Here is a 20,386-nt window from a genome sequence, read left to right on the forward strand (position 1 = left end):
GACCGAGGGTATGCGCTTCGACAAGGGCTACAACTCGGGTTACTTCGTGACCGACCCCGAGCGCATGGAGGCGGTCCTGGAGGACCCCTACATTCTCGTGGTCAACTCCAAGGTCTCGGCCAACAAGGACCTGCTGCCCCTGCTCGACAAGGTCGTCCAGGCCGGCAAGCCGCTCCTGATCATCGCTGAGGACGTCGAGGGCGAGGCCCTCGCCACCCTGGTGGTCAACAAGATCCGCGGCCTGTTCCGCTCGGTGGCCGTCAAGGCCCCCGGCTTCGGCGACCGCCGCAAGGCCATGCTGGGCGACATCGCCACCCTCACCGGCGGCCAGGTCGTCAGCGAGGAGGTCGGCCTCAAGCTCGAGTCCGCCACCCTCGACGTGCTCGGCAAGGCCCGCAAGGTCGTCGTCACCAAGGACGAGACCACCATCGTGGACGGCGCCGGTGACGCCGAGGCGATCGCCGGCCGGGTCAACCAGATCCGCGCCGAGATCGAGAACACCGACTCGGACTACGACCGCGAGAAGCTCCAGGAGCGCCTCGCCAAGCTCGCCGGCGGCGTCGCCGTCATCAAGGCGGGCGCGGCCACCGAGGTCGAGCTCAAGGAGCGCAAGCACCGCATCGAGGACGCCGTCCGCAACGCCAAGGCGGCCGTCGAGGAGGGCATCGTCCCCGGCGGCGGCGTCGCGCTGCTCCAGGCCAGCGCCAAGGCGTTCGACAAGCTCGAGCTCCTCGGCGACGAGGCCACCGGTGCCGCGATCGTCAAGAAGGCGCTTGAGGAGCCCCTCAAGCAGATCGCCGTCAACGCCGGCCTCGAAGGCGGCGTCGTGGTGGAGAAGGTCCGCAACCTCACCCCCGGCGAGGGCCTCAACGCCGCCACCGGTGAGTACGTGAACATGTTCGACACCGGCATCATCGACCCGGCCAAGGTCACCCGCTCCGCCCTGCAGAACGCCGCCTCCATCGCGGCGCTCTTCCTGACCACCGAGGCCGTCATCGCCGAGAAGCCGGAGAAGAACCCTGCTCCGGCCGGCGGCGGCATGCCCGGCGGCGGAGACATGGACTTCTAACCAGGTCCCACCTCCCACGATCAGGCGGTCCCACCTCGGGACCGCCTTTTTGTGTGTACGCCCGGCATGGGATCTGGCACCAATTCCGTGAGGCCAACAAGCACGGGCGATCCAGTGAGTTCTGTGAGGCCTGTCGTCCCAGGTCATAGCAGCCCGGATGAGCGATCCACGGCGTCGCTCACAGAATGTGCGCCAGAGCCCTGGCATAGGCCCCCTCACTCCAGCGCTTTGACCCAGCGGCCCCACTCCGGCTGTGCTCCGTAGCCCGCTGCCTTCCAGGCATGATGGGCGAGTTCGTTCTCGTGAAGCACCATGGCGTCCACGCGGAACGCGGCGAAGCCCGTAAACCGCTTCTCGGCCGTCCCGATCAGAGCTGACGCGATGCCACGCTGACGGAACGCCGGGTCCACCGCGAGCCGGTAGAGGTGCGCCCGCCAGCCATCCCACCCTGCGATCAACGTCCCCACCAGCACACCGCCAATCTCGGCGATCAGCAAGGACTCGGGGTCCCGCTCGATCAGCGCCGCTACTTTCGCCGGGTCATCATGCCGATCGGTCCCCTCAGCCGCCCGAACCCAGAATTCCAGCACTGCCGCGATGTCCTCTTCATGGCCACAACGAATCACAAGCTCATCGTCCACAGCCGGACCCTAACGCGATCGCCCGACCTACTGGTCACGATGGTCAGGACTGGGACGCTCAGTGCGTGCCAAACCCCCGTTCACCTGGGACGCGTTCGCGGTCAGGAGGTAGGGCGCCCGCATTCGGCGTGAACATGGGCCCATGGCCGACTACCTGGTGCATTCGGCCCAAGCCAGGCTGCAACGGTCAGCAGGTTCTCCCCAAGATGGGGTGCCTCGTGCCTCTGTCTGATACGTATTGGACCATTCGTCCACTTGACAGTTGCGATTTTCGCGATTCAAACATAGGGTCGATTCATGCTTGGGGAGACAGTTGAGCGTATCCAGCGGCTGATTGCGGGGAGCGGGCTCAATCAGGCCGCATTCGCGGCCAAGGCGGGGCTCGACGCGTCCAAGTTCTCCAAGTCGATGAACGGGGTTCGACGTTTCACCTCGTTGGAACTGGCGCGTATCGCCGATGTCGGCGACGTAACCGTCGACTGGTTGCTTGGCGTCGACAAGTCGGTGCCCGCGCTGGCGGCTCGGACCCGTGAATCGGCTGCGACATCGGAAGCGCAGGCGATCGCGGAGGCTGATCGACTCGCCCAGCATTGGTCGGATCTGGCTTCCCTTGGCTACCGCCAGCCGAGCACGGTGTTGGACGCGGTTCCGCAGCGCGGGCTATCCATCGATCAAGGTCACCGGTTGGCGGAACTGGCACTCGCGCGGGCGGCGGATCGGGGCGTTGAGCCGTGGCGGGTTCGAGACCTGAGCACGGTGGTGGAAGGCGTCTTCGGGATCGATGTTCGCATCATGCGCTTTCCTCGCGGCTACGAGGGCCTGAGCTGGGCCGACGACAATTCCCGCCTCATGGTCGTGGGCACCTCGGATATCCCCGCGCGCCAGAGATTCACTATCGCACACGAGCTCGGCCATCTACTCGCGCGCGACGACCAAGGCCTGCACCTGGACCCCGACCTCAGCGACACCGCCCACAAGAAGAAACCCTCCGAGATCAAAGCCAACGCTTTCGCCACCCGATTCCTTCTCCCGCAGGAATTGCTCGAGGAAGAAGCCGGACGCATCACCTGGTCAGACCACTCGTTCGCATCGCTCGCCTGCGACTTGTGGGTCTCCCCGGTCAACCTCGCCTGGCGTCTCTACAACCTCGGACTGATCGATCGCCGGCAGTGTGACGCTTTCGTGCGCATGCGTTCACTGGACGCTGCCGTCCTGACCAACCGCCTGGACTCCTACTGGGAGTGGCTCGCCACAGCCGGCCAGCCCCGACTCCCCGTTCCCCTCCTGCGCACCTCATTTCAGGCATACCGGGACGGCAAGACCACACTTCGCCCCTTCGCCAACCTCCTGGGCACCGAGACCGCAACCATTCGCGCGGCAATGGACGGAGCTAGAGAGGAATCTCCCCTCTCCCCATGACCCACTATTGGTTCCCTGACAACACCGTCCTCTGCAACTTCGCGTGCGTTTCCGGATTGGATCTGCTGGAGGCGATCCTGCGCGGTCGCGGACGATGGACGGAAGCGATCGCCTACGAGGCGACGCGCTCTGCGCGCATCTATCCTGACCTGGACAACATCGCACGTGATGGCTGGCTCGGGGATCCGATCGAAATCGACGACCCAACGGCGATCAAGCACATCGATCAGATCCGCCGGGCGGCATTCGGTGGATCGCATCGCGAGCCGCTGAAACATCTTGGTGAAGCCCAGACCTGCTACGTGATATTGCACGGCCCAGAGTTCAACACATCCTTCTGGATCACCGACGACCGGGATGCGGCCGAATACGCCCGGCGTCAGGGGATAACCACCCGAGACACGAGAGATCTGATCTCCGAGGGCATCCAGGACGGCTGCTGTACCCGAGACGAAGGCTTCGAGTTACTCCACAAAATGAGTCACGCAGGCAGATCACTCCGACTGGCGCTGCGTCCTACAGATCTTTGACCCGCTCAGGCCGCCCAGGGATGCGGCGTCTTGCCCAGGGAAACCACAGATCATGCCCACGAATGACCCGCCGGAGCGCCCAGCGGGAACCCGTGCCGGGGCACGCAACCTCTGCCCGGCGACCACAGATCATGCCCACGAACGCCCCGCCAGATTGCCGGCAGGTAGCGATGTGCCAGGGGATGCGGCACCTGCCCTGAAGATCCACAGATCATGTCCCGCCGAAACCGACGGACGATGAGTCTGGAGCGGGAGATATCCACTGATTCGATATTCCGAACCGTTCATGACTCGCTACTATGTGTGCCGGACGCCCCAGGATGAGCCGCTGAGTCAAGCTCCCTGGGGCAAGCCCTTCCCGCACGTTGGGCGAGAACGTACGCCCCGGGGACGCCTCTGACTCAAGCCCCCCGGGGTAAGCCTTTCTTGGGGGGTTAGGGAGGCGCGGACTCCCTGTGTGTTCTTCGTTGCTGGACGTTAGCCCTCCGAACCCATGTTCGGAGGGCTTTGTGTTGTTGGGGTTTAGTGGGCTAGTTCGGGAGGGAGCGGGGTGGTGTGGAGGATCGTCAGGGTTGTTACGGCGCGGGTTAGGGCGACGTACAGGCGGGAGAGGCCCTGGGGTTCTGCGGTGGTGATGGTGGTGGGGTCTACCAGGATTACGTGGTCGTATTCGAGGCCTTTGGCCAGGGTGGCGGGGATGAGGAGGACTCGGTGGTCTGTGGGTGTGTCGGGGGTGAGGATCGCGTGGGGGAGGGTGAGGGTGGTGGAGATTTCAGTGGTTAGGGAGTCGGGGGTGATGACGCCGATGGAGCCCTCGCGGGTGAGGGTTTGAGTGATGGTTTGGGTTAGGGCCGAGCCGAGGTCGTTGGTTTGGTGGATGGTTAGGGAGCCGGGGCCGGGGCGGAGGGAGCGGGGTGGGGCCAGGTCGGGGGCGATGGCGGGGAGGAGGCGGGCGGCGTAGTCGAGGACTTCGCGGGGGACGCGGAAGCCGAGGGTGAGTTCGGTGATGGCGGTTTCGGTGCCGCCGGAGCGTTGTGAGTCCTTTTCGAAGCCGAGGTGGTGCAGGACGGTCTGCCAGGAGCGGGCCGACCAGGGGGTGGTGCCCTGGGCCAGGTCGCCGAGGATGGTGGCGGAGCCGGTGCGGCAGCGGCGGCCGAGGGCGCGCAGTTGCATCGCGGACAGGTCCTGGGCCTCGTCGACCACCAGGTGGCCATGGGACGGGGTGCGGTCCATCAGGTCGGCGAGTTCGTCGAGGAGGGCGGCGTCGGCGGCGGTCCATTTGGCCGAGCGGAACGACTTGGCGGGCTTGGGCCACAGCAGGGCCTGCTGCTCCAGCGGGGTCAGGTCGGATTTGGCGGCCTGGGCGAGGAAGGCGGGGTCGCTCAGCAGGCGGTGCAGGACCTGTTCCGGCGTGAGTTTGGGCCACGTCTGGTCGATGACCTGCTTGACGGGCTTGGAGCGGGCGACGGCGTCCTGGACGCGGTCGTCGGGGGATTCGCCGCGGCGTTCCATCTGGACCAGGATCGCGTGGGCCAGCCGCTGGGCCAGGGCCGTACGCCCGGGGTTGTAGCGGGTTGTGCCGCGCAGGGCGGCCACGATCTCGCGGACTTCGTAGTCGGCGACGCGGTAGCGGTTGACGCCCCGGGTGACCAGTACGCCTTCCTCGGGCTTGGTGACGTGCAGCCAGAGGGCGCGCCTGAGCACGGGCGCCATCCGGGCGTCGGCCTTGATGGTGGCGATCGCGGGGTCCTCGGGGTGGGCGTGGTCGCCGAGGATGCCGGCCACGGTGGTCTGGTCGACCTTGACCTCGCCGAGGGCGGGCAGCACCGAGGAGATGTAGGACAGGAAGGCGCGGTTCGGGCCCACGATCATCACGCCGGAGCGGGACAGCTTCTCGCGGTGGGTGAACAGCAGGTAGGCGGCGCGGTGCAGGCCGACGGCGGTCTTGCCGGTGCCGGGGGCGCCTTGGACGCAGACGGTCACGCCCAGGTCGGCGCGGACGATCTCGTCCTGGTCGGGCTGGATGGTGGCGACGATGTCGCGCATCGGGCCGGTGCGGGGGCGTTCGATCTCGTCGGTGAGGATCTTGGAGGTGCCGAGCGTGCCGCCGTGGGCGAGGTCCTCGTCCTCGAAGGCGGTGAGTTCCCCGGCCTGGTAGCCGAACCGGCGCCGCCGCGAGACGCCCATCGGCTCGGCGGGGCTGGCCTGGTAGAACGCCCGGGAGACGGGGGCGCGCCAGTCGATGACGAGCGCCTGGCCCGCTCCGTCGTGCACGTGTCGCCGGCCGACGTGGAGTGTTCCCGGGAGTTCGTCGGCGGGAGCCGTACCGCGATCCAGGCGGCCGAAGAAGAGCGGGGTGTCGGGGTGGTCGGCGAGGGCGGCCACCCGCTGGTCGAGCAGGCCCTGCAGGACCTGCCGGGAGACCCAGTCGCCGGCCGCGTCGGAGGAGAGCGACTGGGCGTGTACGCGCATCGCGGTGAGGGCGGCGCGGGAGATCGCGAGATGTTCCCGTTCCGCCGCGAGTATGTCGGGGGCCAGCTGGTGGGCGGGCATGCCGGAGCTCCTGTCGGGTGTCGGTGGTGGTCAAGGCAGCGAAACACAAGAGCTTACTCATGCGCGAGGAAGACACCAACCGAGTTTCCGGCACGCTGACCAGGTGTTCTCCGACTAAAGCCGACCAAGCGTTCGGGGAGTTTCCCAGGAGGCGGGTGTTGTCGTTTCTTTGCCCGGGTACCTGGTAGGGATGACGCGGACGTGGGTGTCGCCGGTGATACCGATGGTCGCGAGCTTGTTGCTCGCCGCCTTGTGGGGGTTGTCGGTGTTCGCGGGGTGGGGACTTGAGGCGTTCTGCTCCGACGGGGAGAGCCGCAAGGCGTGCGCGCAGCGGCTTGACATGGTTTCCACGGTTTCGGGGGTGTTCGCGGTGATCGCGGCGAGTGCCACCGTGGGGGCCTGGGTGACCCGGCGGGCGGGGTTGCTACCGGTCGCGCTGGTGGCGTGGGTGGTGGCCGAAGGGGTGCTGTTCGTGGGCGGGATGGCCGCGCAGTAATCTCCCGAATACCCTGCGAAACCTTATTGAATCGGCATGGGAAATGCGCGAAAAAGATGCGCAAATCGTGTGATTAGGTTGGACAATAGGGGTATGCCCGGAACCGGGCTTGTCTGGTAATTCTTGGCTGAGGGGGCCAAGGCGCGAGGGGGTGATGCGGTTGACTCGGGCCGGCGGAATTTCGTGGACATAACTATTGTTGCCCGGCGGGGTGCGCCCCGCCGGGTTTGTCATGTCAGGACGTCGTCGGCGTCGATGATCTGGTACGCATAGCCCTGTTCCGCGAGGAATCGCTGCCGATGCGCGGCGAACTCCTGATCTACTGTGTCCCGGCTCACCACCGAGTAGAACCGCGCGCCGCCCCCACTGGCCTTCGGCCGCAGCACCCGCCCGAGACGCTGCGCCTCCTCCTGCCGTGACCCGAACGTCCCGGAGACCTGGATGGCCACCGCCGCCTCCGGCAGGTCGATGGAGAAGTTGGCCACCTTCGACACGACCAGGACCTGGATCTCCTTGTCGCGGAATGCCTGGAAGAGGCGTTCCCGCTCGCGCACCCGGGTCTCGCCCTTGATGACCGGAGCGTCCAGATGCGCGGCGAGCTCGTCGAGCTGGTCGATGTACTGTCCGATGACCAGGACCTGCTCGCCCGCGTGACGCCGCACCAGGGCCTCGGTGACGCGGGTCTTGGACGGGGTGGTCGCGCAGAAGCGATACCGCTCCTCGTTGTCGGACATCGCGTAGGCGAGGCGTTCCTCGTCGGTGAGGGTGACCCGGACCTCGACGCAGTCGGCGGGGGCGATCCAGCCCTGGTTCTCCATCTCCTTCCACGGCGCGTCATACCGTTTCGGGCCGATCAGGGAGAACACATCGCCTTCCCGGCCGTCCTCGCGTACCAGGGTGGCGGTCAGGCCGACCCGGCGGCGGGCCTGCAGGTCGGCGGTCATCCGGAAGATCGGCGCGGGCAGCAGGTGCACCTCGTCGTAGATGATCAGCCCCCAGTCGCGGGCGTCGAAAAGCTCCAGATGCCGGTACGTCCCCTGCCGCTTGGCCGTCATGACCTGGTAGGTGGCGATGGTGATCGGGCGGATCTCCTTCTTGGTCCCCGTGTACTCGCCGATCTCGTCGGCGGTCAGCGAGGTGCGTTTGAGCAGCTCCTGCTTCCACTGGTGCACGCTCACCGTGTTGGTCACCAGGATCAGCGTGGTCGCCTGCGCCCGGGCCATGGCCGCCGCGCCGACGATGGTCTTGCCCGCGCCACACGGCAGCACGACCACGCCGGAGCCGCCGTGCCAGAACGCGTCGGCCGCCTCCCGCTGGTAGGAGCGAAGCTCCCAGCCCTCCTCGGTGAGCAGGATCGGGTGGGCCTCGCCGTCCACGTATCCGGCCAGGTCCTCGGCCGGCCAGCCCAGCTTGAGCAGGGCCTGCTTGATGTTGCCGCGCTCGCTGGGATGAACGATCACCGTGTCGTCGGAGAGGCGCTCGCCGAGCATCGGCTGGATCTTCCTGGAGCGCAGCACCTCCTCCAGGACGGCTCGGTCGGTGCTGGTGAGGACCAGGCCGTTGGCGGGGTGTTTGTCCAGCTTGAGGCGGCCGTACCGGGCCATGGTCTCGGCCACGTCCACGAGCAGCGCGTGTGGCACGGGGTAGCGGCTGAAGCTGATCAGGGCGTCGATCACCTGCTCGGCGTCGTGCCCGGCGGCGCGGGCGTTCCACAGCGCCAGCGGCGTCACGCGGTAGGTGTGCACGTGCTCGGGCGCGCGCTCCAGCTCGGCGAACGGCGCGATCGCCTTCCTGCACTCGTCGGCCCGCTCGTGATCCACTTCGAGCAGCAAGGTCTTGTCCGACTGAACGATCAACGGGCCGTCATTCACAGGTGTCCCCCATCTCCGGCGTACCGCCTATCCAACACCTGGGCAGCCGGAATGAGTCCCACTTTGCTCACTACTGGTCGCAGGCCCAGAGCCGATGGGTCCACACATACCACGACACGTCACGACATGTGTGGAACCCATCTCGCCGATCATGAAGGTCAGTCGCCAATCCAACCTCTGCCGGCAGACCATGGAATAGCCGTTTCCGGAGAAGTCGTCTTTCCTGACATGACGCGGAAAGTTCTCGCGGATTGGTAATGACTCTGCCTGACGAATCATCCGACGACAACGGAATTTATTTCACGTCCGCCACTCCGGTGATGCGATGCAACGCGAAGCGGTGGATGGCGGCGCGGGTCTCGTCGTACGCGGTGAGGTAGCCGCCCTCCATTCGCGCGGGTTCGAGGATCCGGCTGGTCGCCTGGCCCTGCGAGTCGAGGTAGCCGATCCAGACGCGGGTGCCCTGGCGGATGGCCTCCTGGAGGGCGGTGATGGTCGCGGTGGCGGGGGAGCGGGGGACGGCGCCGTCGGGTTCGTCGCGGGGTTCGAGGCGGGACAGGTGGGCGGCGTCCCCGGCCCGGATGGCGCGGATGGCGGCGGCGACGACTTCGGGTTCGGGGCCGTGGAAGCCGTTGACGGCCCGGGCCGGCGGGCTCTCGGTCCTGCGCGCGTTGGGCCGGGAGATCACGACGTCGCCGTCCAGGGACTCGGCGACGGGCGCGTAACCCATGGCGCGGAGCGAGTCGATCAGAGTCGCCCGGGAGGTCTTGGAGGCCACCACGGTGGGGGCCAGGCGGCGCAGCCGCAACGCGTTCGAGCGGCGGTCGGCGAGGACCTCTTCCAGGACGGCGGGGTCGTCGCAGCGGATGTACGCCGACGCCGTCCCGACCCTGAGGCGGCCGTGGCGGCGGGCCACGTCGCCGACGAGATAGGTGAGAGGTTGCGGGACGGGGGTCGCGGAGTGGCGTTCCAGCATGGCGAGGAGTTCGCTGGCGGACTGCCCCGCGTCCAGGACGCGGCGGATCGAGCTTTCCGAGAACCGGTAGACGGTCGCGCCGCCCTTGGACTCGATGTCGGCGGCGAGGGCCAGCCAGCGGCCGAGCTCGCTGGTGAGCGGGCCGGGCGCGACGGCGGTGAGGTCCGCCTGGAGCAGCACCCGGTCGACGGGTTCCGGGAGGAGCGGGGCCAGCGCCGCGGCCGCGTCGGTTCGGCCGCCGTCGAGCAGCGCCCGTCCGTGCATGGACATCGCGCCGAGCCCGGTCACGCCGATGAGCTCGGCCTCGCGCAGGGTGAACTCGGTGAATTCGGTACGGAAGCCGCCGCGGCGGCGTGGTTGCTCCCAAGCCAGGCGATCCAGCACTGACTCGGCTGAGGGAGCCAGGCCGGGCTCAGCCGAGACGAGGACCGCGAGGGTCTTGCCGCGCACCTCGGCGGCGGCCGACCTGCGCAGGTCGGGGTGGAGAGCGTTCAGCAGGCGATCCTTCTCGTCGCGGCCCCCCGCGAGCCCCGGCGCCCGGTCCGAGGTCAGCCAGGCCGCGGCCAGCGTTCCCCAGCGATCCTCGGTCGCCCTGACCCGCCAGGTGTCGTAGCCGGACGTCGGCAGCCACTCCCCGTCGACCGACCCGCCCGAGGCGATCAACCCGGCCGCGTGGGTGATCTCCACGATGAACGCCGCCGCCCATTCGGGCACGTCCAGCGACTGCGCGGTCCGCTTCAGATCCCGCACGGCCAGACCGCCCGTCCGCAACACCCCAGGAGCCTCGACGCTCCACAACTCGCACAGTTCCTCGACTGAGCGCACGAAGCCGAACGCCTGGCCCGCCGCCGTGCGGTCGGCGCGGTCCTGGTCGCGGGGGATGCCGTCGAGCGACGGCGGAACCGGCGACAGGTCACGATGCAGGCAGCCGTCGCGCAGCACGAGCCCGACCTCGCGCGGCAGCGCCACGCTCTCCTCGCCGGTGGCGCCGAGCAGGCCGCGCGCCAGCAACTCCTCGATCGGCGACTGGGCGCCGGCCAGCCGGACCTCCCGGCGCGCGTTCGGCACCCGCCCGCTGGACGGTCCCCAGGCGAGCTCGTCGAGCGCTGCCCTGGCTTGTGGTGAAATTTCGCCCAATAGCCGCCGCACGTTGGCGGGGTCGGCGAACAGCTTCGCCAGCCGGTCGCGGGGCGCGCCCCTGCCCGGAGCGGATATGTCCTCCAATATGACCTCGACGGCCTCCGGGGCGTGGTGCCGGAAGACGTCGGCGACCGGGGGGCCGAGTCCGGCAGGAGGATCCAGAGCCGCTGTAACGCCAGGGGCGAGCCGCAACGCCGGGTCCGACCCGTGGACCAGGGCCATGGTTCTCAGGCGCTCCAGGGCCCTGTCTAGGGCTTGGTCGACCTCGCTGGCGGAACCCGCACCACACCGGAGCAATCGGGCGCGGAGATCGGGGAGCGGGCCCGGGCTGAGCGCCAGGGTCTCGGCCACCGCGAGAGCGAAACGGTCGAGCCGGTCCAGCGCGCGGCCCAACGCCGACGGGGTTCCCGCGCGGGAGGCCAGACCGGTCACATGGGCGGGGACCGGGGTGATCAGTTCAGGGCGGGACATGGCGAGGGCGCGCAGCTGCTCGTCGGTTCGGCTGCGCAGCCACTCAGTGAACGTCTCGCTCATTACTTCCATCGTATGAGCAGCGACCGACAGGATTTCGCGGGCAACAGTCGCGTACTTCCGGGCGCTGGGGCAGACTGGCGTGCGTGATCGAGCGCGCCGACCAGCTCGTCCTGGAGTTCGTCAGCAAGGTCGCGGACGCGGCCCACGGCCGGATGCGGCCAGAGCAGCGGCTCGACTTCGTCCGCCGGGTTCGCGAGCGGGTGGACGAGGAGCGCGCCGGCAGCGAGGATGCCAAGGCCGTGGCCAGGATCCTGGCCAGGTTCGGCACCCCTGAACAGCTGGTCGACCGCGAAGCACGCCGATTGGCAGGGCAATCCGGCGAGTCCCCGCAGACCCGGGTGTTCCCCGTGGACGACGCCGAGCCGCCCCGACGCCGCTCGACGCCCACGCCGCCCGGGGTCATGCACTACCGGCAGGAGGCGCGCCGGCACCTGGCGGACAGGGGCGGGCGCAAGCCGTCCGCGTTCAGCCGGATCCGCGACGCCGCGATGGCGGGCGGGAACCCGATGGCCACCGACGGCAAGGACGCCTGGTCGATCTTCGCCAACAACCGCAGGGAGACGATCGGGCTCGGGCTTTTCGTGCTCGCCGCCCTGCTCGTCCCGTTCCGCCTGCCGACCGTGGCGATCTTCCCGGTGCCGGGGCTGATCTGGGCGGTGGGCGCGGTGGTCGTGCTGGCCAGCGAGGGCTGGGTGTTCAACGACCGGCTGATCGGCCTGTCCGCGCCGGTCGCCGCCTACCTGTTCGGCGGCGCCGGGCTCGCCCTGCTCCGCTTCCAGGGCGATCTCCCCAGGTTCCTCATCGAGTTCCACGGCGTCAGCGGGGTCATGTTCATCATCGGCACGGCGGCCGGGGTGACCTGGCTGATCTACCGCCTGTTCGACCCGCCTCCGGCGCCGCCGTCCCGCACGCTCCGGGTGACGCGGTAGCTCAGACGGCCGCGGCCGCGGGCTGGGGCAGCAGGCCGAGCGCGAGCCGTACCCAGGAAGCCACGAACCTGTCCCTGTCCGCGCGGCCGGGAGGTTCCCCCACGGTCTCCTCGAAGAGGCGGTAGTGGACCACGGCGCCGCCCAGGACCGCGCCGATCCCGGACCAGTCCAGGCCGGCCTCCCGGTATTCCGGCTGCGCCTGGAACCAGGTCGTGATCGAGTCGAACATGGGCTGCAGCAGGCCCTCGCGGACCACGCCCACCAGCTCGGGGAACTGGCTCAGATCGCGGAAGAAGACCCGGGTCAGCTCGCTCTCCTCGCGGACCTTGGCCAGGCCGGACCGGCACAGCTGGGCCAGGCGCTCCTCGACCGCGACGGTCGGGCCGACCGCGTGCACCTCGGCGAGCGCCTCGGCGATCTGCAGCCTGGTCCTGGTGGCGTGCTCGGTCATGGCGGCGGCGAGCACCTCGTACTTGGACTTGAAGTGCCGGTAGAGCCCGCCGGCGCCGGGCGACAGACCCGAGGCGGCCTCGATCTCGGCCACCGACGTGGCCGCGTAACCCCGCTCGGCGAACAGCCGCAGGGCCTCGTCGATGATCCGCTCGCGCGTGGATCTGCTCATGGGAATGCCGCCTACCTCCGCCACCCAGCGTAGACGGTCAATGTTTCCGCCGTAGCCCCATTGATAAGTGGCCGCTTTCGCGGATAAACCGGTTACCCGTAGACGTATCCGTTTTGGCATCCTGTACGAGTGCACTCCACCGGAAACGTCGTCCACGAGGCGAGACCGGGCCGCCGCGGCCATCGCCGTGGTGACCCGCCAGACCGCCGCGTCGACGGCGATTCGGGCGTAATTTCCAGGCGTTCCGGCGGTCCCATGCCGCCGCAGTGGGCATAACCTACATCCATTCCTTTCACGACAGTCTGAACGAGGTCACTCCTGTGCCCAGCGGCAAGGTCAAGTGGTACGACGAGACCAAGGGTTTCGGTTTCCTCACCCGCGACGACGGCGGTGAGGTCTTCGTGCATTCATCCGCGTTGCCCAAAGGCGTGGATGTCCTCAAGCCAGGACAGAAGGTCGAGTTCGGCGTCGCGGAGGGCCGCCGCGGGCAGCAGGCCCTGTCCGTACGGGTCCTGGAGCAGCCGCCGACGCTCGCCAAAACCGCCCGGCCGAAGGGCAAGCGCAAGAAGCCGGACGAGATGGTCGTCATCGTCGAAGACCTGATCAAGCTGCTGGACGACATCTCGACGTCCTACCAGAAGGGCAAGCAGCCCGACCCGGTGCACGCCAAGAAGGTGGCGAGCGTGCTGCGGGCCGTCGCGGACGACATCGACGGTTAGAACGGATTGGTCAGCGGCTTCGTGTCCGTTGGTGCGGGGAGCCGTACCGGTTTGGCGCGGAGCCGTCTGCGCCTGCTCGCGATCACCCAGCCGAGCGAGAGCCCCAGCACCACCGCCATCACCGTGAAACCGGCGGGGCCGTGGACGAACAGCGACAACATCAGCCCGATCAGGCCGCCGAACACCCAGGCGATCTGGAGCAGCGCCTCGACCACGCCGAAGGTGGAGGAGAGCACCTCCTCGCCGATCTCGCGCTGCACGATGGCGTCCAGGGCGAGCTTGCCCAGGCCCTGCGCGAACGCGCCGACCAGGGCGACGGCGACGGCCGTCCACAGGGTGAAGTAGAAGGCGGCCACGATCGTGGTGATCGTGGTCAGCGCCAGTGTGGCCAGGACGATCAGCTGCGGGGAGCGTGACTTGGCCCAGGAGGCGACGGCCGCGCCCATCAGGCCGCCGCCGCCCGCGGCGGCGGCCAGCAGGCCGATCGTGATCTCGGGCGCGAGGCCGGGCAGGTGCTTGTCCTGGACCAGGAAGAGCAGGAAGAACACCAGGAAGCCGGCTTGCACGCGGATCGCGGCGTTCGCCCGCATGGCCTCGCCGACGACCGGGCCGACGTTGAACCAGGTGCGCCAGTGCGGGGCTGGGGTGTCCTCGTCCTGTTCGGGGGAGTCGACGTGGCGCGGGAGCCGTACCGCGACGACGCCGCAGACCAGGAACAGCGCCATCGCGCCGCGCAGCACCCATTCCGCGCCGATCCAGGCGGTCAGCCCCGCCGCGGTGGCCGCCGCGCCGCCGGCCGCGACCAGGGCGAACAGGGCGACTCTGGCGTTGGCGGTGACCAGCGTGATGTCGGCGGGGAGCACGCTCGGCATGATCGCGGCGCGGGAGACGTTGTAGGCCTTGGACAGGACGAGGACGGCCAGGGCGGCGGGGAAGAGGGACAGCGTGTCGCCGTACACGACCGAGGAGGCCATGCCCCAGCAGAGGAGACCTCTGGCGAAGAGGGTGCCTGCCATGACATAGCGGCGTCCGGACCGGAATCGGTCGAGAACTGGGCCGACAAAAGGGGCGACCACCGTGAACGGGACCATCGTGATGAGCAAGTAGAGGGCCACCTGGCCGCGCGCTTGGCCGACCGGCAGGCCGAAGAACAGCGCTCCCGCCAGGGAGACGGTGATGAAGGCGTCCCCCGCGCTGTGCGCCGCCGTCAGCTCGATCAATCTGCCCAGACCGGTGCGTCCCGCGCCTTGCGCGTAGGTCAGCCGCCGGGTCGCCTGCCCGACCCGCCGTCCGGTCCTGGCCACCGACTTTCCCGCTCGGGCCGTCGCCCCCGCGGCGGTACGGCTCGCGCGGGCAGTCCCCCGACCTGCGCGCCGAACCCGCTCCCAAACACCCGCCACAGGTGGTGCTCCCTTCCCCGTACGTTCGAAAATCCAGTCTTACTGACCGAGTCGGGTGCTGTCCGCTCCTGGCGTGGGTGAAAATAAAGTGTGAGTCGCACCCGGATCAGAAGCTCGGCAGCCGACCAGGCCTGCGCCGCCGCCGTCGACCTGGCCAGGCTGGGCGCCGAGGAGATCGCCAGGCCCGGCGAGGTGGGCGAACACCTGGGCTTTGACAGCGAGGGCGACCGGGTCGTCACCCATTATTTCGCCTGTCTGGATCGGGCCTATCAGGGCTGGCGCTGGGCGATTACCGTCGCGCGCGCGTCGCGTGCCCGAAATGTCACGATAAGTGAGACGGTGCTGCTGCCGGGGAGCGGTGCGTTGCTCGCGCCGACCTGGGTGCCGTGGAACCAGCGGCTCCGCCCCGGCGACCTGGGCGTGGGCGATCTGCTCCCCGCCGAGGCGGACGACGACCGGCTGGCCCCCGGCTTCACCGAAACCGACGACGACACCGACCACCAGATGATTTTTGAGTACGGTCTGGGCCGGGCTCGGGTCCTGTCCGCCATAGGGCGTGACCTGGCCGTCCAGCGCTGGCACAACGGCGACCCCGGCCCCGACACGCCGCTCGCCGCCGCCGCGCCCGCGCAGTGCTCGACGTGCGGGTTCTACTGGCCGCTGGCGGGAGCGTTGCGGCTCGGGTTCGGGGTCTGTGCCAATGAGTACGCGCCTGACGACGGCCGCGTCGTCGCCGCCGATCACGGTTGCGGCGCTCACTCGGAGGCGACGACGGTCCCCTCCATGACCCCTGACCAGGCCCAGCCCATCCTCGACGACCTCGGCTACGACCCAATGCCCGCCGACGAAAGCGCCGAGGCCCCCAAAACCCCGGACGAACCGGACGCCTGACATCTCCTCAGAAGCGTTGAGATTCGCCGCCGGAACCTCGGTCGGCTCCGGCTCCTGACATCTGCTCTATGGGAGTACGTGGGATGGGGAACCCCGGATGAAATCGGACGCTTGACGTCTGCTCTGCTGGGAAGCGTTGGGATGAGCAGTAGCCGCCGGAGCCTCGGACGGCTCTGACTTCCGGCATCTGTTCTGTTGATAAGTACTGGGTGGAAGCTGCGCGGGTTTCCGGATGAATCGGGCACTTGGGAGGCGTTGGGGTCAGCTGCCGGAACCCGAGACGGCTCCGACTCCCGGCATCTGCTCCGCTGGGAAGTACGTGGGGCGGAGGCCGCCGGAACCCCGGATGGCACTTGACGTCTGCTCTGCTGGGAAGCGTTGGCATGGGCAGTAGTCGCCGGAACTCGGGACGGCTCCGACTCCCGGCATGCGGCCCGACGGAGTCTGCTCTGCTGGGAGGCATTGGGATGGGCAGAAGTTGCCGGGATCCCAGACGAATGAGAAGCATCGGGTGAAATGACGTTGACGAAGATCTTGGCTGAGGCGAGGAATGTCGGGCCGGGGCGCTAACCTACGTTCGCTGTGTCAGCCCCCTTCCGAGAGCGTGAAATGAACGACTTCTTCGGCACCACGCGCCTGCGCGAGACTGTTCTCGCCGCTTGGGCTGCCTCTCCTGCCCGATTCCGGGAGGATGCCAACGCCGAAGAGGACTTCGCGCTCGGCGGGTATCGTGATCGGCTGATCGTCGAGCTCGCGCAGAATGCGGCCGACGCCGCTCTGCGCGCGGGGGTTCCCGGGCGGCTGCGGCTGTCCTTGCGTGATGGCGTCCTGGAGGCGGTCAACACCGGCGCTCCGCTGGACGCGGCCGGTGTCGAGGGGCTGTCCACCCTGCGGGTTTCGGCGAAACGCGATGAGATCGGCGCGGCTGGCCGTTTCGGTGTGGGTTTTGCCGCTGTCGTATCGGTTTGTGACTCGCCGTCGGTGTACTCCCGCTCGACCGGCGGAGTCCGCTGGTCCCGCGAGGAGACCAGCGCCCTGGTCGCCGCCCAGTCCACCCTCAGTACTGAACTGACCGACCGCGCCGGACATGTCCCACTCCTGCGCCTGCCGTTCCCGATGGAACCCGCGCCCATCCCCGACGGCTTCGAGACTCTGGTGCGGCTCCCGCTCCGCGACAAGGTCGCCGAACAGGCCGTCCGTCAGATGCTGGAGGAGACCAGCCCGGCCCTCCCGCTCGTGATGCCCGCCCTCTCCGTCATCGAGATCGAACTCGACGGCGATGTCCGCACGGTCACCGCCGACGGCTGGCACGTCATCACCGGTTCCGGCTCCTTCACCCCCGAACAGATCGCGGAACTCTACGCCGACCGCCCCACCGAGGAACGCGCCCGCCCGTTCTGGCAGGTCCGCTGGGCCGTCCCCGTCGTTCAGATCCCGGCGACGTCGACCGGTGGCTTGGCCGTCGATCGCGAATCGGGTTCGGCCGGTGAGCCGCGGCCGTTGCCGAGGGACGTTCCGGCCGTCATCCATGCGCCCACACCGAGTGAGGAACCGCTCGACCTGCCCGCCTTGTTGATCGCCACCTTCCCGTTGGCGACCGACCGGCGGCACGTGGCAACCGGCCCGCTGACCGACTTCCTCATCCGTCGCGCCGCCGAACTGTATGTGCTGCTGCTGCGGCAACTGCCGCGCACTCCCCGGCTGCTTGACCTGGTGCCGGGCATGCTGGGCAAGGGAGAACTCGACGCGGCCATCCGCCGGGAGATCGTCGGGCTGCTGCCCGGGGCGCCGCTGCTTCCCGCGCTGTCCGCTCCTGCGGATCCAGATGGCGAGGACCAGTTCCGGGCCACATTGAATCGTCGCTGGGCCACGGATCTTCCTTCCGGAAGCGATGCATATCAGCGAATGTCCCAACTCGCGACAGAGACGGATGGGTCGCTCAGCGCGTCCGGCGGGCCGCGAGACGGCTCGCCCGGCGGGTCACGTGACGGGGTGAGCACGTCAAGCCCTGCCTTGCCCAGCGTCTCCGGCGATGGGTCACTCGGTGGGTCACGTGACGGGGTGAGCGCGTCAACCTCTGCCTCGTCCGGCGTCTCCGGCGATGGGTCACTCGGTGGGTCGCGTGATGGTGTGAGTGGGTCAAGCTCTGCCTCACCTAGCGCTTCCGGCGGTGGGTCGTTTGTTGTTGCTGGGCGGGAGGCTCGGGCGGTCGCGGGGGCTGGGGAGTTTTTGGAGAAGGTCGCGGACATGGTGCCGGGGCTGTTGCCTGCGGGGTGGCCGTCGCGGCGTCCGGCGTTGACCACGCTGGGTGTGCGGCGGGTGGAGTTGGCCGACGTCGTCGACATGTTGTCGGGGGACGAGGTGGCCGATCGGGAACCCTCCTGGTGGCGGTCGCTGTATGAGGTGCTGCCCGCTGACGATCCGGAGGCGATCGGGGCGATCGCGGTGCCGCTGGCCGATGGGCGGCTGGTCCGGGGGGCACGGGGCACGCTGCTGCTGACGGAAGGCGGGCTCGATCCGGCCGCGCTGGCTCCGCTGGGGTTGCGTATCGTGCATCCGGATGCGGCGCACCCGCTGCTGCTCCGCCTGGGTGCGGGCGAGGCCACTCCCCGCACCGTCCTGGAGGACCCGATCACGCATGCGGCCGTGACCGAATCGGCCGGAAGTGCGGATCCCGAGCCGGTCGCGCAGGCCGTGCTCGCGCTCGTGGACGCGGCCGGGTTGTCGGCCGGGGAGGCGCCCTGGCTGGCCGAACTCGCGCTTCGCGGCGCGGACGGCGCTGTCTACACCGCCGGTGAGCTGCTGCTGGAAGGCGGCGACCTGGCCAAGCTCATCGACCTGGAAGCGCCTTTCGCCGCCCCCGACCTGGTCGAGAAATACGGCTCCCGGGTTCTCGCCGCGGCGGGCGTGCTCGACGGGTTCGCCGTCGTCAACAACTCCGACGTCCTGCTCGACCCGGACGAATGCGACCACGACCTCGACCGCGAGGACGAGTGGCTCGACGCGATCCTCGACCTGCTCCCCGAATTCGACGTGCCGCCCGTGGCCCGCGAATTCACCGCCATCCGCGACCTGGAGTATGTCGCCGACTGGCGCGCCGCCCTCGCCCTGCTGTCCCGGCCGCCCCTGCGCGCCGCACTCCTCCCGCTCCGCGTCCTGGTGGCGGGCGAGGTCGTCGAAGTCCCCTCGTACACGGCCTGGTGGCTCTCCCGGAATCCGGTCCTGGACGGCAAACCCCCGACCTCCCTGCGCCTCCCGTCCGGCGACCCGCTCCTGTTCGGCCTGTACGCCGACGCTCCCGCAGACGTGGACGAAACCGCGCTGACCATGATCGGCGTCCGTTCCACCCTGCCGGACCTGCTGGCTTCGCACGGCGGCCCGGAAGAACTCCTCGACCTCATGGCCGACCCCGCCATCGAACTCGACCGCCCCCAACTGCGCGCCCTCTGGATGGCCATCGCCGGAGTGGACCCCTCCCGCGTCCGCCCGCCTTCAGCCGTCCGCTCCATCCTCAACGGCACGATCGTCGTCACCGACGCGGAAGACGGCCACGTCCTCATTTCTCCCCCAGGCGAGCCCACCCCCGGCTCCCAAGCGGACGAAGCGGCTCGGGCCGGCGACGCGGCATCCGGCCCTCGAGCGGGCGACGCCGTGTCCGGGTCCCGAGCGGGCGACTCCATCCCCGGCCCCGACTCCCCGGCAGGCGAGCCCGTCATCGTCGAAGCCCCCGACCTCCTGGCCCTGGTGGCCGACCGCCCCCTGATCCTGGCCCCCTTCGACCTGGCCGAAGCCCTCTCCGAAGTCCTCGACCTCCCCCTGGTAGGCGAGATCGTCACCGGCGACGTCACCTCAACCGGCACAGAACGCCCGGTCCCCCCTCAAGTCCACACCCTTCTCCCCACCGCCCCCTCCACCTACATCGCCCACGAAGAACTCCTCGTCGACGGCAAACCGATCCCCTGGCGCTTCTTCGACGGCAAAGTCCACGCCTCCAGCATCGAAGGCCTAGCCCGCGGCCTCGCCTGGGCATCCGGCCAATGGGGCGACCGCCTGGCCGTCGCAGCCCTCCTCCGCGACCCCGAACGCGTCCCCCTACTCCTAGCCGAAGCCGACCTGGACAGTTGATACCCGTTGTCGGTCGGTTTGGGTTGATCGCTGCCTGGCCGAGTTGACAGGGTCATGGATGCCTATGAATGGTCATGGACCGGATCGCTGCTTCGCTGGGCGCACGATCACCCGGGTCCGGACAGCGACGCTGCCCGCGTGGCCGCGATCGAGCATCGCGACATGTGGCTTCCGTGGCGGGCTCGGCTTTGTTGCGTTGCTACTTCGCCGCATCGCGTGAGCGCTCTCGCTGATCGCGGCGGTAGACGTAGATGAGACCGAAACCGCCCATGCCCATTCCGGCCACGCAGGTCCAGATCCACCAGCTCTGAGCTGGGCGGATGATGAGGAGGACAACGAGGGCGATCGCCCAGAGACCGATGCCGGCGAGGATGGTGGCGCTGTCGTTGGTCTGGAGCGGCTCCGGGTCTGGTTTGCGTGGCGGCTTCATCAGCTCAGCCTAGGCGACCAGGTCAACGGGTGGATGAGCGC

The 20,386-nt window shown here is 68.8% G+C and carries 15 protein-coding genes; 8 read left to right on the plus strand and 7 right to left on the minus strand.

Features of this window, described 5'->3' with window-relative positions; all coding sequences use genetic code 11:
* The coding region (gene groEL, locus Aple_RS39185) for a chaperonin GroEL (RefSeq protein WP_155349829.1) at positions 1-1,069 on the plus strand (1,069 nt) is incomplete at its 5' end.
* A 215-nt stretch (positions 1,070-1,284) separates the two neighbouring features.
* Here the strand turns inward: groEL and Aple_RS39190 are convergent.
* Complete coding sequence (locus tag Aple_RS39190) at positions 1,285-1,710, minus strand: GNAT family N-acetyltransferase (protein WP_155349830.1); 426 nt, start codon at positions 1,708-1,710, stop codon at positions 1,285-1,287.
* 297 nt (positions 1,711-2,007) lie between these two features.
* Between Aple_RS39190 and Aple_RS39195 the strand changes: the two genes are divergently transcribed.
* Positions 2,008-3,129 carry a helix-turn-helix domain-containing protein gene (locus Aple_RS39195; RefSeq protein WP_155349831.1) on the plus strand — a complete coding sequence of 374 codons (1,122 nt, stop codon included), beginning with the start codon at positions 2,008-2,010 and terminating at the stop codon, positions 3,127-3,129.
* Entirely contained in the window at positions 3,126-3,659 is a 534-nt protein-coding gene (locus Aple_RS39200) for a hypothetical protein (protein ID WP_155349832.1), read from the plus strand. Before Aple_RS39195 ends, Aple_RS39200 begins: the two co-directional genes overlap by 4 nt.
* Before the next feature lie 522 nt (positions 3,660-4,181).
* On the opposite strand, the gene Aple_RS39205 is transcribed toward Aple_RS39200, so the two are convergent.
* The gene (locus Aple_RS39205) at positions 4,182-6,212 is read right to left on the minus strand and encodes a HelD family protein (RefSeq protein WP_155349833.1); all 2,031 of its coding nucleotides are present in this window, start codon (positions 6,210-6,212) and stop codon (positions 4,182-4,184) included.
* Between the two features lie 190 nt (positions 6,213-6,402).
* Here Aple_RS39205 and Aple_RS39210 point away from each other — a divergent pair, with 190 nt between their 5' ends.
* Positions 6,403-6,708: a hypothetical protein gene (locus tag Aple_RS39210; protein ID WP_155349834.1), complete on the plus strand. Its 306-nt coding sequence runs from the start codon at positions 6,403-6,405 to the stop codon at positions 6,706-6,708.
* Between the two features lie 230 nt (positions 6,709-6,938).
* Here the strand turns inward: Aple_RS39210 and Aple_RS39215 are convergent, their stop codons facing one another.
* Both Aple_RS39215 and Aple_RS39220 read right to left on the minus strand, forming a co-directional pair.
* Entirely contained in the window at positions 6,939-8,579 is a 1,641-nt protein-coding gene (locus tag Aple_RS39215; RefSeq protein WP_155349835.1) for a DNA repair helicase XPB, read from the minus strand.
* Positions 8,580-8,874: 295 nt separating this feature from the next.
* On the minus strand, positions 8,875-11,229 hold the full coding sequence (locus Aple_RS39220) for a helicase-associated domain-containing protein (protein WP_155349836.1): 2,355 nt from the start codon (positions 11,227-11,229) through the stop codon (positions 8,875-8,877).
* Positions 11,230-11,312: 83 nt separating this feature from the next.
* On the opposite strand from Aple_RS39220, the gene Aple_RS39225 reads away from it, so the two are divergent.
* Positions 11,313-12,158 carry a hypothetical protein gene (locus Aple_RS39225; RefSeq protein ID WP_155349837.1) on the plus strand — a complete coding sequence of 282 codons (846 nt, stop codon included), beginning with the start codon at positions 11,313-11,315 and terminating at the stop codon, positions 12,156-12,158.
* A gap of 1 nt (position 12,159) precedes the next feature.
* On the opposite strand, the gene Aple_RS39230 is transcribed toward Aple_RS39225, so the two are convergent.
* Positions 12,160-12,780: a TetR/AcrR family transcriptional regulator gene (locus Aple_RS39230; protein ID WP_155349838.1), complete on the minus strand. Its 621-nt coding sequence runs from the start codon at positions 12,778-12,780 to the stop codon at positions 12,160-12,162.
* Between the two features lie 320 nt (positions 12,781-13,100).
* Between Aple_RS39230 and Aple_RS39235 the strand changes: the two genes are divergently transcribed.
* On the plus strand, positions 13,101-13,499 hold the full coding sequence (locus Aple_RS39235) for a cold-shock protein (protein ID WP_155349839.1): 399 nt from the start codon (positions 13,101-13,103) through the stop codon (positions 13,497-13,499).
* On the opposite strand, the gene Aple_RS39240 is transcribed toward Aple_RS39235, so the two are convergent.
* A complete protein-coding gene (locus Aple_RS39240; RefSeq protein ID WP_246265061.1) occupies positions 13,496-14,803 on the minus strand; it encodes an MFS transporter in 1,308 nt (435 codons plus the stop codon). The genes Aple_RS39235 and Aple_RS39240 overlap by 4 nt on opposite strands.
* A 186-nt stretch (positions 14,804-14,989) precedes the next feature.
* Between Aple_RS39240 and Aple_RS39245 the strand changes: the two genes are divergently transcribed.
* Together Aple_RS39245 and Aple_RS55070 are read left to right on the plus strand one after the other, a co-directional pair.
* Positions 14,990-15,790 carry a DUF3027 domain-containing protein gene (locus Aple_RS39245; RefSeq protein WP_155349841.1) on the plus strand — a complete coding sequence of 267 codons (801 nt, stop codon included), beginning with the start codon at positions 14,990-14,992 and terminating at the stop codon, positions 15,788-15,790.
* 609 nt (positions 15,791-16,399) lie between these two features.
* The gene (locus Aple_RS55070) at positions 16,400-19,915 is read left to right on the plus strand and encodes a sacsin N-terminal ATP-binding-like domain-containing protein (protein ID WP_246265062.1); all 3,516 of its coding nucleotides are present in this window, start codon (positions 16,400-16,402) and stop codon (positions 19,913-19,915) included.
* Positions 19,916-20,114: 199 nt separating this feature from the next.
* Here the strand turns inward: Aple_RS55070 and Aple_RS39260 are convergent, their stop codons facing one another.
* Entirely contained in the window at positions 20,115-20,345 is a 231-nt protein-coding gene (locus Aple_RS39260; protein WP_155349842.1) for a DUF2530 domain-containing protein, read from the minus strand.
* Positions 20,346-20,386 lie beyond the last annotated feature (41 nt).

Source organism: Acrocarpospora pleiomorpha, assembly GCF_009687885.1.
Classification (GTDB): domain Bacteria; phylum Actinomycetota; class Actinomycetes; order Streptosporangiales; family Streptosporangiaceae; genus Acrocarpospora; species Acrocarpospora pleiomorpha.

Bases quoted from the DNA above. Each gene is read 5' to 3' on its own strand.
- Aple_RS39195 (WP_155349831.1), top strand. From the start codon at position 2,008: ATGCTTGGGGAGACAGTTGAGCGTATCCAGCGGCTGATTGCGGGGAGC.
- Aple_RS39200 (WP_155349832.1), top strand. From the start codon at position 3,126: ATGACCCACTATTGGTTCCCTGACAACACCGTCCTCTGCAACTTCGCG.
- Aple_RS39205 (WP_155349833.1), bottom strand. From the start codon at position 6,212: ATGCCCGCCCACCAGCTGGCCCCCGACATACTCGCGGCGGAACGGGAA.
- Aple_RS39210 (WP_155349834.1), top strand. From the start codon at position 6,403: ATGACGCGGACGTGGGTGTCGCCGGTGATACCGATGGTCGCGAGCTTG.
- Aple_RS39220 (WP_155349836.1), bottom strand. From the start codon at position 11,229: ATGAGCGAGACGTTCACTGAGTGGCTGCGCAGCCGAACCGACGAGCAG.
- Aple_RS39230 (WP_155349838.1), bottom strand. From the start codon at position 12,780: ATGAGCAGATCCACGCGCGAGCGGATCATCGACGAGGCCCTGCGGCTG.
- Aple_RS55070 (WP_246265062.1), top strand. From the start codon at position 16,400: ATGAACGACTTCTTCGGCACCACGCGCCTGCGCGAGACTGTTCTCGCC.
- Aple_RS39260 (WP_155349842.1), bottom strand. From the start codon at position 20,345: ATGAAGCCGCCACGCAAACCAGACCCGGAGCCGCTCCAGACCAACGAC.